Genomic DNA, 15,338 nt, shown 5'->3' on the forward strand with positions numbered 1-15,338 from the left:
CCTTTTTGCATGTCACCGGTCCACCGGCCGGTGGCCGCCCGTCCGTCCGTGCACCCCCGGGGGGGGCGGCTGCTTCGTACCCCCCGGGGAAGATCCGACTGCGTCAGTGTCCGGGAGTGAGCGCATGAGCAGCAACGCTGATATCCACTCGCTGACCGGTGCGTATGCCCTCCACGCGCTGGATGAGGACGAACGTGCCGTGTTCGACATTCACTTGAGGGCCTGTCGGCCGTGTCACGACGAGGTGGCTGGCTTTACCGCCACTGCCGTGAAACTGGCGGCGGCGACAGCCGTCACCGCCCCGTCGGCCATGAAACACCATGTGCTTTCCAGACTCTCCACAGCCCGGCAGGTCACCCCGCTCCACCTTCAGCCGCCCGCGAACAGCGCGTTGCGCCGACGGTTGTCCAGGCTCGCACTGGTCGCCTGCCTGATCGGTGCCTGCGCACTGGGTTCCGGCATCGTGTGGCAGCACCATCGCGCCGACGCTGCCGCGGCTGCCGCCCGGCAGACTGTCCATCAGTCGGACCAGTTGGCCGCCGTCCTGGCCGCCTATGACGCCGTCTCCCACCGGGCCAGCCTCCAGAACGCCGCCCAGGCCACGGTCGTCGTATCCCGCTCACGAGACCAGGCCGTCCTGATCGCGGCGGACGTCCCACCTCCGCCTCCGGGCAAGGTCTATCAACTGTGGTATGGCATAGGGGAGTCGATGCGTCCGGCAGGTTTGATGGACACGCGCAAGATGGCTCAGGCCGTCATGCTGGCGGGTTCTGCGAACACCGCGTTCGCGGTGGGAGTCACTGTCGAACCCGCCGGCGGATCCGTCCATCCCACGTCCGCACCCCTCGCGCTGCTCGCCCTGACGGCATGAGCGGATCCGCCGAGCAGGGGTGAGGACACGTGTCGGCCCTCTTCCGAGTCCGCGTCCTCGCAGTGTCGGGCACCCGGCTGTGGTGTGCCGTGGCAGGACGCCTGACGGTGAAGACCAGCGGCGCCCTGCACGAAGAACTCACCGCCAAGTGCGGTGACGCAACGCTGGTCGTCTTGGATATGCGGGAGATGCAAGTTCTCACAGACGGTCCTCTTCTCATCACGCCATGGCCTGCGGGCCCTCAGACCATTCACCTACTGGCCCCCTCCGGGCTACAGGCCCAGACAGCCGACCCTCGTATCCACCGGCACACCGAACTGGACACAGCGTGGCAGGCGTGGGATGGAGGGTCCTCCTGAACTGCCGACCCGGAGAAGTGGGTCCCTGCGGCCCGCACGACGCGGGAAAGCTCAACGGTGCAACGGGCTGGTGTCGTCAAGGGGTGCTATCGCCTGACCTGACTGGCCCCTTTTAGCTCGTAAAGAATCAACACGTTGCTTCCCGGCGTCTCTGACATTGGTGCGGTATGCGCACGTGGCCTACCCAGGGTCTCCCATGGTTTAGGCCCGGGGCATAGAGCATGCGGCAATGCCCGATCTGCTGAGGACTCGTCAGGGGAAACAGCAGGATGGCGGTATGGCGAGGATGGATTGGGAAGAACAGACCTCTTTCATCGGTCGGTCGGAGGAACTCGGCCTGATCGGTGCCGTGCTGCGCGGCAGCCGCTTGTTGACGCTCACGGGTACGGGCGGAGTGGGCAAGACCCGCCTCGCCCGCCGAGTGGTGTCCTGCGACGAGATGGCGGCTGAGGACAATGTCGCCTGGGCGGATCTTTCTCCCCTGCTCAACGCGCAGCTTCTGGCAGCCACGGTCGCGGGCGCGTTGGGGCTGTCCGACCGCACTGAGAGGATGCCGGCGGAGGCGATCTGCGCGTGGGTCGGCAGCCGCAGGGCACTGCTGGTTATGGACTCCTGCGAGCATCTGCTGGACGAGTGCCGCAACCTGGTCGGCAATCTCCTGACGGCATGCCCGAATCTGAGGATCCTGGCCACCAGCCGGTCGCCACTGCGAGTTCGCGCCGAAGCAGTTGTAGAGATCGAGCCTCTCTCCTCCGTGCGTGAGGCGGTTGCTCTGTTCGCGGACCGCGCCGCGGTGGCGGGCCACCCGCTCAAAGACGGCACTGATCACCAGCTGGCCGCGAATCTGTGTGAACGTCTGGAACGCCTGCCGCTGGCGCTGGAGCTTGCCGCTGCACAGTTACGGTCCATGTCGCTGGCCGAACTGTGTTCCGGCCTGCCCACGGTGGTGGATCTTCCTGCCACCGCACAGCGCGCGACACCGTCCCGGCACGCCGCGCTTCGCACCACGATCGGCTGGAGCCACGAACTGTGCACTCCGCTGGAGAGACTGCTGTGGGCACGGCTGTCGTTCATGCCGTCCGCCTTCGACGACACCAGTGCCTGGCAGGTAGCCAGTGGAGGTCCTTTGTCGCCGGGTCGGATCAGTCGAGCCCTCGTCTCGCTGTGCGACAAGTCCGTCATCACCGAGCGGCAGGGAACATTCCGGATGCTGGATGCCGTGCGTGAGTACGGCCGAATGTGGCTGCGCGAACTCGGCGAGGAACAGGCGCTGGCACACCGCCATGCCGAACACGTGCTGGCCCAGACCCGGCAAGCCCACCACGAGTGGTTCGGTCCGGCGCAGCGGGGCTGGTATCGGCGGATCGAGTTCCTTCACTCCGATATCCGGCTGGCGGCCGATCACTTCCTGGCGGCAGACCCGGCCGCGGCCTTGGAGCTGATCGGCCACGTCACGTTCTTCTGGGTCTGTTCCGGTTACCTGCACGAGGCCCGCCAGTACCTGGAGGCGGCGATCGCGCTGGCGAGCGGCGAAAAGGGATCCCAGGCGTGGGTGCAGGGGTTGTGGTGCTTGGGCCTGACCCAGACGCTGCAGGGCGAGCACGACACCGCACGTGAAACGAGCGCCAATTGCAGACACGCCGCCACTGCCGCGTTCGACACCGAAGGACTGGGCCGGGCCGTCTATCTGGACGGCCTGCTGCACCTGCTCGTCGGCCGCCCCCTGGCGGCGGCCGACGCCGTGGAGACGTTTGAGCTCCATACCGGCGTCTCCCGCCCTGAGCCACTCACCACCGCGACGGCCCTGTGCCATCTGGTCCACGTCTTCGCCCTCACCGGATCCGGACGATTGGACCAGGCGCGGCGCGAGGCGCTCGAACTCCGTGACATATGCCAGGCGTTGGACGAGTACTGGACACGCTCGTATGTGGAACATCACCTGGCTCTCATCTCCCTCATGGAGGGGAGAGCTCAGGACGGCACACGTCATGCACGCTCGGCGCTCGCCGCGCAGGAGCACATCAGGGACGCGTTCGGCATAGCCATGGTCATGGACGTTCTTGCCCTCGCTCTCGCCGATGCGGGAGACGGACCTGCCGCCGTCTACGCCTTCGGCGCGGCGGCGCGTTTCTGGGAGACGGTCGGTAATCCGCAGCGAGGAACGCCGGAGATGGCGTCGCTGCGGGACGAGTGCGAGACCCGGCTCGTCAGCAGCATGGGGCGGGAGCGGTACGAACGGGCCGTTGAGCAGGCGGCCGCGTGCGACACAGCGAACCTCGTGGCGTGGGGAGCTCACGGAGGGCCCCTGCCCGAGAAGTGAATTCCCCGAAAGGTTCAAGCAGTGCATCACCTGACTCAACGCCGTCAATGACCTGATCGCGGGCGTCGGGCCGGTCGGCACCCGGCGCGGCTTGCTGCGCATCCTGGAAGCGCTGCTGAACCTGGACGGTTCATCGTCTCCCTCATGGGCCCTGATGCCGACGATGAGGCGATCTTCCACGGCCGTCAACGTCATCGCGTTCTGCAGCAGCACTGTTGATCACGTCGTGACGGCACTGCTGACCGCAGCCATCATGAACCTGACCGGCGGCGCCGCCAATGCAGAACTGGCAGCCAACCAAGTAGCCACCGTTGGGGGCTGCCCGGCGTCATCACGGTGACGTCCGGTACGTGGCCTGCCGCGTATGGCTCGGCTGAGTTCCTTCCGAGCATGGGCTGCGCAGCGCGGATTCCGGCTCCTGAAGTAATTCCGACTAAGTTCAGCCAGCTCAAGCCAGCAGGACTCGTTTGCGGAGGAGCTCCAGTCCTGCGCGGCCGAACATCTGCCGTTTGAGCATCTTAAAAGTTACGTGGAGTCTACCGGGGTGATCTTGTCTCCTCGGTACAACCACGGCCTTGGGAGGTGCCTTGAGCAGCACGATGCTGCTGACGGAGAGGTGGCCGGTGCTCGACCGACACGAGCAGGCGGCGGCATGGCTGACGATCTGGACGGACGTCGGACGAGCCCCGCGCACGATCGACGGCCTCCAGCCGGGGCCTGGCCGAGTACTTGCTGATGTGCGAGCGAGAGAGCATCGATCCGGTCGCCGCGACCGTTCCCATATTGCTCTCTACCTATCAGAGTTGAGCTCGCTACCGCATCGCTGGGGTGCGAACGTGATCTCGATCGACTCGGGTGTGGGGCTGGCGAACTCAACGATCCAGCAGCGGCTCGTGCCGGTCCGCCTGTTCCTCGATTTCCTCATGGAAGAGGGGCTATGGGATTCCGACCCGGTCGGCCGGGGGCGCTACACGCCCGGCCGACGCAACGGCGGTCGGCAGCGCGGCCTGGTGCCGCGGCTGACGAAGCTGCCGTGGATTCCCGGCGAACAGCACTGGCTGAGCGTCCTGGAGGTCGCCAAGACGCGAGTCAGACCAGGAAGTAGCGGTTCAGCGTCACGTCGTACCCACATGCCGGACTGATCAGAGCCGGCCGCCCCTCGGGCACTGCCAGATCACCCAAACCCTCGCCCTCTGACCGATGTCAGTGGCGTATGGAACCATTCCTTCGTCCAAGACAGTCGAACCAGGAGTTATGCATGGGAACGTGGGGAACCGGCCCGCTTCAGAACAACTTCGCCGCAGAGTTCGTCGATGAAGTGGAGGAACTCAGCGGACCCGAGCTTATTGACGTGCTGGAGCGGACATTCCAGCGAGTCACCGATTCGGGAGCACGCGTCGATGGCAAACACGGGGCCGAAGCCGTGGCCGCTGGCGCTCTCGTCGCCAACACCCTTCCGGACAGCCCCATCGGGATCAACCCCGATGAAGGACCCAGTCAACCGCTGCCCAAACTGCCGGCCTCTCTCTGCGTGTCGGCAAGACTCGCACTGGATCGGGTTCTCCAGGACGGATCAGAAATGGCAACCTGCTGGGTGGACAGCACCGACGCGGACCGCTGGCGCATGCACGTGCGACAGATCATCGAAGTGCTCGAAACACACACTGATCACTGATCGTGATCGCTTCACGGAAGCCGTGCAAGAACCCGGCCTTGGGACAAGGCCCCACGCGAGATCCCCCGTCACCCGGGCACGCTCCGGCCTCCGGGTGGCGCTGGTGCGGGCAGCAGGCGCCGGCCTGCTGCCGCGGTGTGCCCGCATATCCTCTCGACATACGCCCCAGACTGATGCAGGGTGCGGAGGCGGCACACGCAGCGTGAGAACTGACCAAGCCCCGGCGGTTCCGCCCGCCACACGGCCACGCCGAAGGGGGCCGACGGCCATGGATGCGGCGACAGCCAAGCTGATGTCCGGTGTGGTGGCCACCCTCCGAGGAGCGGGCTTCGACTTGGTCTGCACCACCTGGGACTCCGGCGAACCCGGCCTTCATGTGTGGTGTGAGGCCGACGCGGTCCACATCGGCTGGAGGCCCGCCCCGGCCACCCGGTCAGACCTGCCGCGCCCCGTCACGTACCACGGACTGCGGCAGGCGTTTACACGCGCTGTGACCATGGTGCTGTCCGAAGGCGGTTACACGTTCGAGATCCACTCCCCGGCCCAGCTGATCCGGGTCGTGTCCGGCAGCGGCGGGTGAGTTCCGGCCCATGCCACACCTGGGCAATGAACACGAAATTTCCTCTACCAGTCGCAAAAAATGCAATAACCGCCAAAGCGTCCTCCACATACCCGAACCCTCATAGATTCAGCCATCCGATGAGGCGCGCGCCTTTCCTCAGGGCCCAAACGCCGGAGGACCACGGCGGCGCAGGAGCAGCAGGCAGAGCGAGGGCATGATCGACACACCGGCTGGAAGCACTCCGCGCACCCTGGCAGCAACTACGCAGTCGGAGACACCGCTGCGCTCGGGGCTGCCGTTCAATGCAAGGGGAATCAGTAGGACACAGCACACGGTGAGCGTTCTGGCCTGGCTCACCGTCGCTCTGGGCGTGCTGGGGCTTTCGGGATGGGTACTGCCCGCCCAGGTGCTGCGAGACGCCTGGCCCGGGCCGGACGGATGGATCAAGGCCAACACCTCGCTGGCCCTCACCCTGCTCGGCATCGGACTGACCCGCCTCGTGGGCCGCTCGTCCGGTCCGCTGCACATCAGCCTGTCGAGGGCCGCGGCTGTGTCCGGCGCCCTGATCGGGATCGCGAGTCTGTTGGAATACGTCAGCGGCGGCTGCTTCGGCATCGACCAGCTGCTCTTTCGTGACGACACCACGGACGACCTGCCCCAGGTCGCCTCCCCGCCAGGGCGGATGGCCCCGAACACGGCAGTAGCCCTCATTCTGGCCGGAGCGGCGCAGTTCATGCTGAGCCTGCCCCGGCAGGCGGTGGTCGCCTGCGGGCAGGTGCTGGGCCTGTTCGTGCTGATGCTGGGCATGCTGCGCTGGTACGGGCTGGCTTACCGGGTGCCGGAACTGGGCCGGATCGGTGCCTATGTCGGCATGGCGCTGCACACCGCGACCGCGCTGGTGCTGCTGGGCGCGGGCCTCTTCCTGGCCCGCCCCCGACAGGGCCTGGCAGCTCTGCTGTGCAACACCGGGACGACCGGAATGCTCGGCCGCCGTATGACGGCGACGATCCTCCTGCTGCCGCCGCTGATGGGATGGCTGCGTCTGACGGGGCAAGACCACGGCTGGTACGGCACCCGCCTGGGCGTCGCTCTTCTGGTCTCCGCGCACGTGTGCGTCTTCCTGACAGTGAGTTTCCTGTCACTGCGCGCTGCACGCCGGGTGGAGGTGGCACATACACGTGCGCAGCATCGGCTCACTCAATCCCGCTGGCTGCAGGCGTTCATGGACCACGTGCCGGCCGTGGTCTTCATCAAGGATCTCGAAGGCCGCTACACGGCCGTGAACGCCGAGTTCGCACGGTCGACGGGGCGCCCGCGGGAAGAGATCGTGGGCCGGCTGGCACAGGATGTCCTGCCACCGCTCTTCGCCCAGGCCGCCCGGGCCGCGGACGCGGAGATGCTCGCCCGGGGATTGGCGCTCCACAAGATGGATCACCTCACCCTGGACGAACGGTCCGTCATCTACTCCACCACCCTCTTCCCCTTGCCCGGCCCAAACGGGCGGCCGCACGCCGTGTGCGGGATCTCCGTCGACGAAACGGCGAAGACTGCGGCGCGACAGCAGGCCGAGCGTGCCCACCAGCGCTTCCGCGACCTGCTGGAATCCGCACCCGACGCCGTCCTGATCACCGATGCCGAAGGCACCGTCGTCATGGCCAACGCCCAGGCCGAACAGCTTTTCGGCACACCGCGCGGCCATCTCCTCGGCAGCCCCGTCGAACACCTGGCACCCGCCTCCCACCGTCTGCGACTGTCCGCGCTGCGGCGCTCCTACCGCCAGCTGGGCAACGGCCGTCCGGTGACCTTCGACAACGACGTGTGGGCCCGGCACGCGGACGGCCGCGTCTTCCCCGCCGAGGTGAGCATCGGCACCCTCGACGGTGAGGCCGGACACCTGACCAGTCTGTCGGTCCGGGACATCAGCCGGCGCAAACACCTGGAAACCGAACTCGGGGAGCGCTACCGCGAGCAGCAGCGCATCGCCTACACCCTGCAGAACAGCCTCATGGGCGACCCGCCCCGGCTCGCCCACCTGCCCACCGCACGCCGCTACCTGCCCTCCGCGCAGGACGCTGGCGTCGGCGGCGACTGGTTCGACATCATCCCCCTGGAGAAGGGACGCACCGGCATCGTCATCGGCGACGTCATGGGCCGGGGTATCGACGCTGCGGCCGTCATGGGCCAGCTCCGCGCAGCCACCCACGCCCTGGCCAAGGCCGACATGGACCCCGAGTGGCTGATGAACCACCTCGACGCCTTCGTCTGCGAACTACGCGACCAGCTCGTCACCTGCTGCTACCTCGTCCTCGACCCCCGCCAGCAACAGCTCACCCTGTGCAGCGCCGGCCATCTGCCCGTGCTCGCCGCCGAGCCCGGCCGGCGCCCGCGCCCACTGGATGCCCCCATCAGCGTCCCGCTCGGCGTGGGCGGCGTACCCCACCGCCAGATCACCCACCCCCTGGCCCTGGGCGCCACCCTCATGCTCTACACCGACGGACTCGTCGAGGAACCGACCGCCGACCTCGACACCCGTATCACCCTGCTCGCCGACACCCTCCACACCGCCCTCACCGAAGCGGATCACACCCTGGGTGCCCTGGAACAGACCGCGGATCTCGCCCTGCACACCCTCATCCCTCACCCCGAGGAACACGACGACGACGTCACCCTGCTCGCCCTGCGGCTGCCCGAAGCCCGCACCACCAGCCTGCGCCTGGCCCCCGAACCGCGCTCGGCACCCCATGCCCGCCGCTTCACCACCCGCACGCTCCACGACTGGCAGCTCCCCCCGCACCTCACCGACACCGCCGAACTCGTCGTCACTGAGCTCGTCACCAACGCGATCCGGCACAGCGACGGCGCCGCCCTCTTCCTGACCCTCCACCTCACCAGCACCTCCCTCACCGTTGAACTCGCCGACCACAGCCAGGCCCTGCCCCTGGCCCGCCAGGCCGGCCCCACCGACGAGAACGGCCGCGGACTTGGGCTAATCGACGCCCTCTCCACCAACTGGGGCACCCGAATCCATAGCCAGGGAAAATCAGTCTGGAGCACGATGGACACATCACCCCTCATCACGAGCGCCTGAACCTGCAGCAAGCATCTGCCCGGAGGCGGTGCAAGCCCTCTCCATCCCTCAACTGCCAACAAGGCAGATGCCATTACACCGTCAGGGCAATACGTTCGATAATGCGATTTCTATCGGTGGTTTCGAATCACCTGTTCACTGAGCCAGTTAAGGCATCCTCGCAGGGCCTCCGCTGGGGTCCAGCCCTAAAGCACGAGACGGGGCGTCGGTTGAGTGGCGGGCGACTTCGCGAAGGTCTCGTGCGGTGTGGGCCGAAAGGCCGGTGCCCTTCGGGAAGTATTGCCGCAGCGGGCCGTTCGTGTTCTCGTTCGTGCTGCGCTGCCAGGGTGACTCTGCGGTGTCGTCGACATTCCAGAACGCGTCGCGCCTCACCGCCCCGTCCCTTACGACGGACCATGTGGAGTAGGGACGGTATCCGCCGCGTTTCTGCGCCCCGGCTCCCGGACGCGGTCAGCTGTTGAGGGTGACGGCCGGATTGACGCCGTAGGCGCTTCGGTAGGCGGTGGCGAACCGGCTCGGATGGGCGAATCCCCACCGCGCCGCGATGGCCGTGACCGTCCCCGTCGTGGGGTCGGCGGCGCGCAGGTCGGTGTGGGCGCCGTCCAGGCGGACCCGACGCAGGTAGGTGAGCGGTGTCGTGTCCGCATGCCGCTGAAAGGCGTACTGGACGGCTCGCGGGGTGACGGGGATGGAGGCGGCGATCTCCGCGAGGCCGATGTCGAGGTGGGCGTTGTCCTCGATGAACGCCTTGGCGCGGCGCAGGGTGTCGCTGGTGGCGTCGCTGCCGTCCGCGGGGAGCGGGTCGGTAAGGATCTCGTTGGGGAAGACGTGCAGGGCGCAGGCCGCGGCCAGACGGGCCAGCTGGCCGACGATCAGGTCGCTGAGGTCGGCGCTGGTCAGAGTGGTGTGGATGTAGGCGGCCGTCATGGCCCACAGGTGGGTGTCGCTGTGCCGTGTCGGGGTCAGGCCGGTGAATGCGGTCCGCCGTGGCGGGGCGTGCACATCGCGCAGGAACGTGTCGAACAGGTCTGGGCTCACCGACAGGGCGTCCATGGCCGTATGGGTTGCCCGGGCCTGGTAGGGCATGCCCGGGGTGATCAGAACCACGCCGGTTCCGGCCAGGCGGACGTCGTGGCCGCCGAGTTGCACCTGCCACCGGCCCGCGGTGGGCATCGCCACGAGCAGGCCCTCCAACGGTTCGACGTCGGCCGACCAGTCACCTGGTATTACCGCACCGTCCCACGACAGAGGGCCGGCCGCGAGCCGGTCGTAGCTCAGCGGCAATGTGGAGACCTCGCCGTGCGCCCGTATACCCGTCCCGTAGGCCCGCCCGAGGAACTCCCAGCTCTCCTGCGTGGTACGCGACACGAACCGTGACCGCTCCACCGTGAGTTGCTCCATGAGCGCCACACCCCGATCCCTCCAGCCCGCCGGGCACGCAGCCTTGACCCTACGCCCTGCTGGCCGTCATACGAAGCGACGTCGCAGGTGATCAGAAGTGACCGTTTTCCAACACGGCGATGGATGTGCGTTGTTCGAAATGTCAAGGACCTTGTCCGTGAGGTGGTAGCCATTTGCTGCGTGCGCGCAGCGGGAGTGTGGGGCAGGGTTTCGCCCTTGCCCACCGTGGTAGGCGCAGAGGATGTCCGGGTGTGCGGGGAGGTGTCGGAGTGCAGCAGCAGATTCCCATCACGCGGTCCGTGCTCGACTTCACGGACCCGGAGGCCTCATACGATTTTCTCCGCCACACCTATGCCGACCTGCGTGTTTGTTCCAGCCGTCATGAAGGTGACTACCGGATGTCGGTCAGCAGCTGGGCCTGCAGCGAGTTCAGCATGGACGACATCCGGCACTCCACCCACCTGCTGGTGCAGACCGGCCCCTTCCCGCGGGAGACGTTCCTGTACCTGCGTGCCGGCCGGGTACGGGCGACAGCGGACGGCGGGGAGTACCGGTGGCTGCCCGGCGACTGGGGCGTCTATCCCTCCCGCACCCCTATCGGCTTCGACACCCACCCCATCGACGACAGGGTGGTCTCCCTGCCCGCGGGTGCCCTGGCCCGGGTCGCGGCCACCCTGGGCGACGACGACGGCGTCCGTTTCACCGGCTGGGCTCCGGTCTCCGCCGACAAGTGCCGCCTGTGGGACACCACCGTCGCCTACGTCCACTCCCAGCTCGCCGCCCAGGACAGCCCGCTCTGCGAGCCCCTCATCCGCGAGAACATGCTGGACACACTCGCCACGGTCGCGCTCACCGTCTTCCCCAACACCACCATGGCCCACGTCTACACGCCCGGCCCCGGCCACACCGGCGCCCGCGCACTACGCCAGGCCCTCGCCTTCATCGAGGACAACGCGCAGCGGCCGATCACCATCAGCGACATCGCCACCGCGGCCGGCACCACCGCCCGCGCCGTGCAGTACGACTTCGCCCGGCACCTGGACACCACCCCCACCCTCCACCTGCGGCGCATCCGGCTGGAACGCGCCCACCAGGAACTCTCAGCCACCGACCCCACCACCGGGACAACCGTCAAACAGGTCGCGGCGCGCTGGGGCTTCGCCAGCCCCGGCACCTTCGCGGCCCTCTACCGCAGCGTCTACGGCACCACCCCCAGCCACACCCTCCGCAGCTGAGCCGCAGGGCCGGCCACCTTCGCCACCGGATCCGAAAGAACCCAGACGAGCACAACGACGGCTACTGCGACGGCGTTCAAGACAGCCAGCCCCGACGAGGTGGGCGCCTTCATGACCCACGCCTGCGCAACGCGCCGCACATCCGGGTCGCCAAGCCCGACCGGTGAGAGCGTTCTGCTCCTGACGACAGCGGGCCACTACATCCTCCACAAGCACCGGCTCGGCCCGCCACCGCCATGGCAGCGGCGACGCGCGCACAGCATCGAGCACGGCACGGCCGCGCCCACCGTCCGGCGCGCCAGATTGGGCGTCAGGGCAGAAGTCCAACTCGCAGGGCAACGAGGGGCGTAGCGTCAGCGGCACAGGACTGGTGGGGGCGGGTGGTCTCTGTGGGTGGCGAGGGCACGGTCACGGTGGGGCGGACGGTTTTCGCGACACGGGACAACGGCGTCGCCAGGCAGTTCCTGGATGCGGCGTACGGTTCCAGTTTCCACTTGTCGGGAATGGCGGACGGGCAACGGCTGGAGCACCGGCGGGTCGATGCCGGCCTGTTCACCGTGGACCGGCTCGTCCTGCCCGGAACGCTGTCGTTCACATGCGAGCCGGTGGACCGGTTGATCGTCATCGACGTGCGGGCCGGAGGGCTGGAGATGAGCTGCGCGCACGCCTCACAACAGGCCGCCGCCGGAGGCATGGTGCTCAACCCGGCCGGCATGGCCTACGCAGCCCGGACCGTCGACGGCATCCAGTCCACCGTGTCGGTGGACCCGGCCGTGCTCAGGGACGTGACCGGCGTGCCGCGGGAGGAGCCGTACGCACCCCTGCGGTACCCGACCGGAGCGGTCAAACCGGCCGCGGCGCAGCAGTGGCGCTCCGGCGCCGACTTCGCCATTGCCCTGTTCGCCGACGAAGCCACCCGGCCGGCCCTGCTCGTCTCAAACGTGGCCCGGCTGCTGGCCGCGACCGCCTTGACCGTTTTTCCTCTGCAACCGGCCCCCGCGTCCCGGCCGGCCGACGGCGTCGATGCCACTCCCGACACGGTGCGCCGCGCGGTGGCGTTCATCGACTCCAACGCTGAGAAGGACATCAGCCTGGCGGACATCGCGGCAGCCGCGTACGTAACGCCGCGGGCAGTGCAGTACGCCTTCCGCCGCCACCTCGGCACCACTCCCATGGCCTACCTGCGCCGCACGCGTCTGGACGGCGCCCACCAGGACCTGCTGTCCGCCGACCCCAACGCCACGACCGTCGCGGCGATCGCCGCCCGGTGGGGTTTTTGGCATCCCGGGCGCTTCGCGGTCCTCTACCGCACCACCTACGGCCGCATCCCCAGTCACACCCTCCACAGCTAGAGCGTCAGGTCTGCCTTTCGGCCCCGGCATGAGGTGAGTCGGGCGAAGGCCCTCCGACGGACCGGCACAGCCGTGCCGGAAGAAGGCTGGTGACCACGAACTAGGGGACGACGTGCAAGAAGTTCCAAGAGCCTGTCTTGCAGGGACAGCGGCACCTTTCGCTTTTCGGATAGCCCCGGGCTGTGGACTTCGTCCTGGGCGCAGCCCAGCACGCCGACACCACGGCAGTCTGGAACAGCCACGGTCCGCAGCCGGCCCAGACCCCGCCGAGAGCACCCTGCGGACCGGGGTCCTGTCCCACCGCAAGCACCCCATCGACCGACTCCGGGTGCAGACCTCCCTCCATGACAGCGCAGACGGTGGCCGACGGGAACAGCCTCCTCGCACTGCTGCGGACCGGCCGGACGCGAGCACGGTTCGCCACCGGCTACGAAGTCCAGACCCGGTGGCGCCTGAGCCGGTCCCGCGCAATACCGGGAGCAGCGGGTCGGAGCAGGGAAGAGTGGTGGAAGTTGCCGGCAAGCCGGTGTCGGACACGTCGGGGTGAGGGTGGACCGGAGCGGGCGCGGGCACCAGACCACGGTCGATGACCCGGCGGGCGCACACGCTGAGCAACATCCGTTGGGAGCGGGTGTAGTGGCGCAGCAAGTGGAAGGCGTGATCGCGACTGACGCGCTGGCGTGCGGCGAATTCCTTTCGCCTGCTCGATCAGGATGCGGCTCTGCAGGGCGGTGTGGAGCTGGTTGTTGACGGTGAGCTGTTCGCGCAGGGTGCGGGCCTGGAGCAGGCCGATGGATGCCGCGTCCGCGAACGCCTGCGCCAGGAGCAGGTCCTCGGGGCTTAAGGGCTACTCGGCGGTGTGCAGGAGCAGCAAGCTGCCGACGCCTTCCTTACGCAACCGCCATCACGAGCACGGGGACTGCATGCCGCTGTATGCGGAGGTCTCAATGAACCCGGTTCGCGGGAGGCATCGCCGCCCCGCACTCGAACAGCCCACTGGAGCGACAACCGCTCTAAGGTTCGTGGATGTCGTCGCGTCGTTCCCAGCGGATGCACAGACGGCGGAAGCCGTACGGCCAGGCGATGGTGCGCTCGACGACGTACCGGAAAGTGCCCAGGCCGGTGCGGTGTGGTTCGCCTCGTTTCGCGATCACGGGGCGGATCCCCCGCGGCCAGAGCAGGCGGCGGTACGTGTCGCGCTCAGTCCTAGCCGCAGTCGGCCAGCAGCGCGACGGGGCACCGGCCCGGTCTGCCGACCCGGCCCGAGATGGCCGGGATCTTGTCGAGCAGGGGCAGGAGCTGGGTGACGTCGTTGCGGTCGCCGCCAGTCAGCGACACGGCGAGCGGGATGCCCTGGCGGTCGAGGATGAGCTGGTGGTTGCTGCCCGGACGTGCGAGGACTCGATCACCGCCCGGTCCCAGTCCAGCTGATTTGTCGAGCGCAGCTTCTCCAGCAGGACGACGTGGAGCTGGTCCCAGACGCCAGCCTCGTTCCAGGCGGCCAGCCGACGCCAGCAGGTCATGCCCGAGCCGAAGCCCCAATCCTGGTGCAGGTACTCCCACTGGATGCCGGTGTGCAGCACGAACAGGATCCCGCGCAGGGCCTGCCGGTCCGGCACCCGCGGTCTGCCCTGCACCAGCTTCGGTGCCGGTTCGGGCAGCAACGGTTCGATGAGCGAACACAGTTCACACGGCCCGTAGGCGCCTCACTCTCGGGCGGGAATGGGCTCTGTGACGACCCAAGGGCGACGCCGACCTGATGCTCCGGCTGAAGCCGGGCATCGGGTCGGCCGCTCTCAGGGGCGAACGCCGCAGCGGGACAGCAGGCACAGATTGAAGCCCTGGGTGTTGCTGGGGCCGGAGCTCTGCTCACCTGTGGAGGATCCGACCGAGCAGTCGGACAGCAGGCAGAGGTTGCCTCCCTGCACGCCGCGATAGGCGGTTGAGGACATCCCCTGCGCCGAGGGCGCGCCGCCGTACTGGTTCGACAGTGCGGAGTGTGTCTGTCGGCTGGTCGTCTCCTCGGGTGTGGCCGCTCCGGCGGATGTCGCGCCGGCTATCAACAGTGCGCCGGCGGCGGTGGACACAGCACCCCATCGCAGGACAGTGGCAGGCAAGTTCATGGACTCTCCAAGACCTCGTACGGCAGACGGTTCGTCATGAGGTCTCCGATGCCGTGGGGCCGGGCGGCTTGGTCGACGCGGGAACATTCTTCGGCGTACGGCTGTACGCGTCGGCGAACTGCAAAAGAAGAGCCTCCGCGGACGTGTCGTGCGTCACAGCACCAATCCGGCACCTCTGTGGCCCCGGACCATTCCTGTGAAGAACTTTCCGGGCCACACCGACGCTTTAGGGATCGACGGCACGCAGGTGCATCCCTGCGAGTAGCCGTTCGCAATCGTGACGCAGAACGAAAGGCCGGGGTGAGCGGACACCTGCATCAGCGCAGCTCGCAGCACGCACTCACCATGTGCC

At 67.9% G+C, this 15,338-nt stretch carries 11 protein-coding genes and 2 pseudogenes; 9 read left to right on the forward strand and 4 right to left on the reverse strand.

All coding sequences use genetic code 11. From position 1 onward, the window contains the following. Positions 1-124 precede the first annotated feature (124 nt). The 7 genes from J8N05_RS18985 to J8N05_RS19015 all read left to right on the forward strand — a co-directional run bounded on the left by J8N05_RS18985 (position 125) and on the right by J8N05_RS19015 (position 8,875). Positions 125-871: an anti-sigma factor gene (locus J8N05_RS18985; RefSeq protein WP_210884311.1), complete on the forward strand. Its 747-nt coding sequence runs from the start codon at positions 125-127 to the stop codon at positions 869-871. 588 nt (positions 872-1,459) lie between these two features. Further along, on the forward strand, positions 1,460-3,550 hold the full coding sequence (locus tag J8N05_RS18990) for an ATP-binding protein (protein WP_210884313.1): 2,091 nt from the start codon (positions 1,460-1,462) through the stop codon (positions 3,548-3,550). A gap of 91 nt (positions 3,551-3,641) precedes the next feature. Continuing rightward, positions 3,642-3,890 carry a DUF6368 family protein gene (locus tag J8N05_RS18995; protein ID WP_210884315.1) on the forward strand — a complete coding sequence of 83 codons (249 nt, stop codon included), beginning with the start codon at positions 3,642-3,644 and terminating at the stop codon, positions 3,888-3,890. 247 nt (positions 3,891-4,137) lie between these two features. After that, positions 4,138-4,692 (forward strand): hypothetical protein, encoded by a 555-nt coding sequence (locus J8N05_RS19000; RefSeq protein WP_210884317.1) that lies wholly within the window; start codon positions 4,138-4,140, stop codon positions 4,690-4,692. A 116-nt stretch (positions 4,693-4,808) separates the two neighbouring features. Next, positions 4,809-5,225 carry a DUF4259 domain-containing protein gene (locus J8N05_RS19005; RefSeq protein ID WP_210884319.1) on the forward strand — a complete coding sequence of 139 codons (417 nt, stop codon included), beginning with the start codon at positions 4,809-4,811 and terminating at the stop codon, positions 5,223-5,225. Positions 5,226-5,493: 268 nt separating this feature from the next. Further along, positions 5,494-5,805, forward strand: coding sequence for a hypothetical protein (locus J8N05_RS19010; protein ID WP_210884321.1), 312 nt, complete (start codon positions 5,494-5,496; stop codon positions 5,803-5,805). 316 nt (positions 5,806-6,121) lie between these two features. Continuing rightward, complete coding sequence (locus J8N05_RS19015) at positions 6,122-8,875, forward strand: SpoIIE family protein phosphatase (protein ID WP_210884323.1); 2,754 nt, start codon at positions 6,122-6,124, stop codon at positions 8,873-8,875. Between the two features lie 110 nt (positions 8,876-8,985). Here J8N05_RS19015 and J8N05_RS47355 read toward each other — a convergent pair. Further along, a pseudogene (locus tag J8N05_RS47355) lies at positions 8,986-9,205 on the reverse strand (IS30 family transposase); the annotation flags it as partial. 120 nt (positions 9,206-9,325) lie between these two features. Then, a complete protein-coding gene (locus J8N05_RS47360; RefSeq protein ID WP_247706331.1) occupies positions 9,326-10,276 on the reverse strand; it encodes a helix-turn-helix transcriptional regulator in 951 nt (316 codons plus the stop codon). Between the two features lie 299 nt (positions 10,277-10,575). Between J8N05_RS47360 and J8N05_RS19025 the strand changes: the two genes are divergently transcribed. Continuing rightward, positions 10,576-11,511, forward strand: a complete 936-nt coding sequence (locus J8N05_RS19025; protein WP_247706729.1) for a helix-turn-helix domain-containing protein — start codon at positions 10,576-10,578, stop codon at positions 11,509-11,511. 380 nt (positions 11,512-11,891) lie between these two features. After that, positions 11,892-12,863 (forward strand): helix-turn-helix transcriptional regulator, encoded by a 972-nt coding sequence (locus tag J8N05_RS19030; RefSeq protein ID WP_210884325.1) that lies wholly within the window; start codon positions 11,892-11,894, stop codon positions 12,861-12,863. Positions 12,864-13,876: 1,013 nt separating this feature from the next. Here J8N05_RS19030 and J8N05_RS19035 read toward each other — a convergent pair. Both J8N05_RS19035 and J8N05_RS19040 read right to left on the reverse strand, forming a co-directional pair. Further along, positions 13,877-14,548 (reverse strand): annotated as a pseudogene (locus J8N05_RS19035) (transposase). 111 nt (positions 14,549-14,659) lie between these two features. Further along, a complete protein-coding gene (locus tag J8N05_RS19040) occupies positions 14,660-14,950 on the reverse strand; it encodes a hypothetical protein (RefSeq protein WP_247706332.1) in 291 nt (96 codons plus the stop codon). Between the last annotated feature and the right edge of the window lie 388 nt (positions 14,951-15,338).

Source organism: Streptomyces liliiviolaceus (assembly GCF_018070025.1).
Lineage (GTDB): Bacteria > Actinomycetota > Actinomycetes > Streptomycetales > Streptomycetaceae > Streptomyces > Streptomyces liliiviolaceus.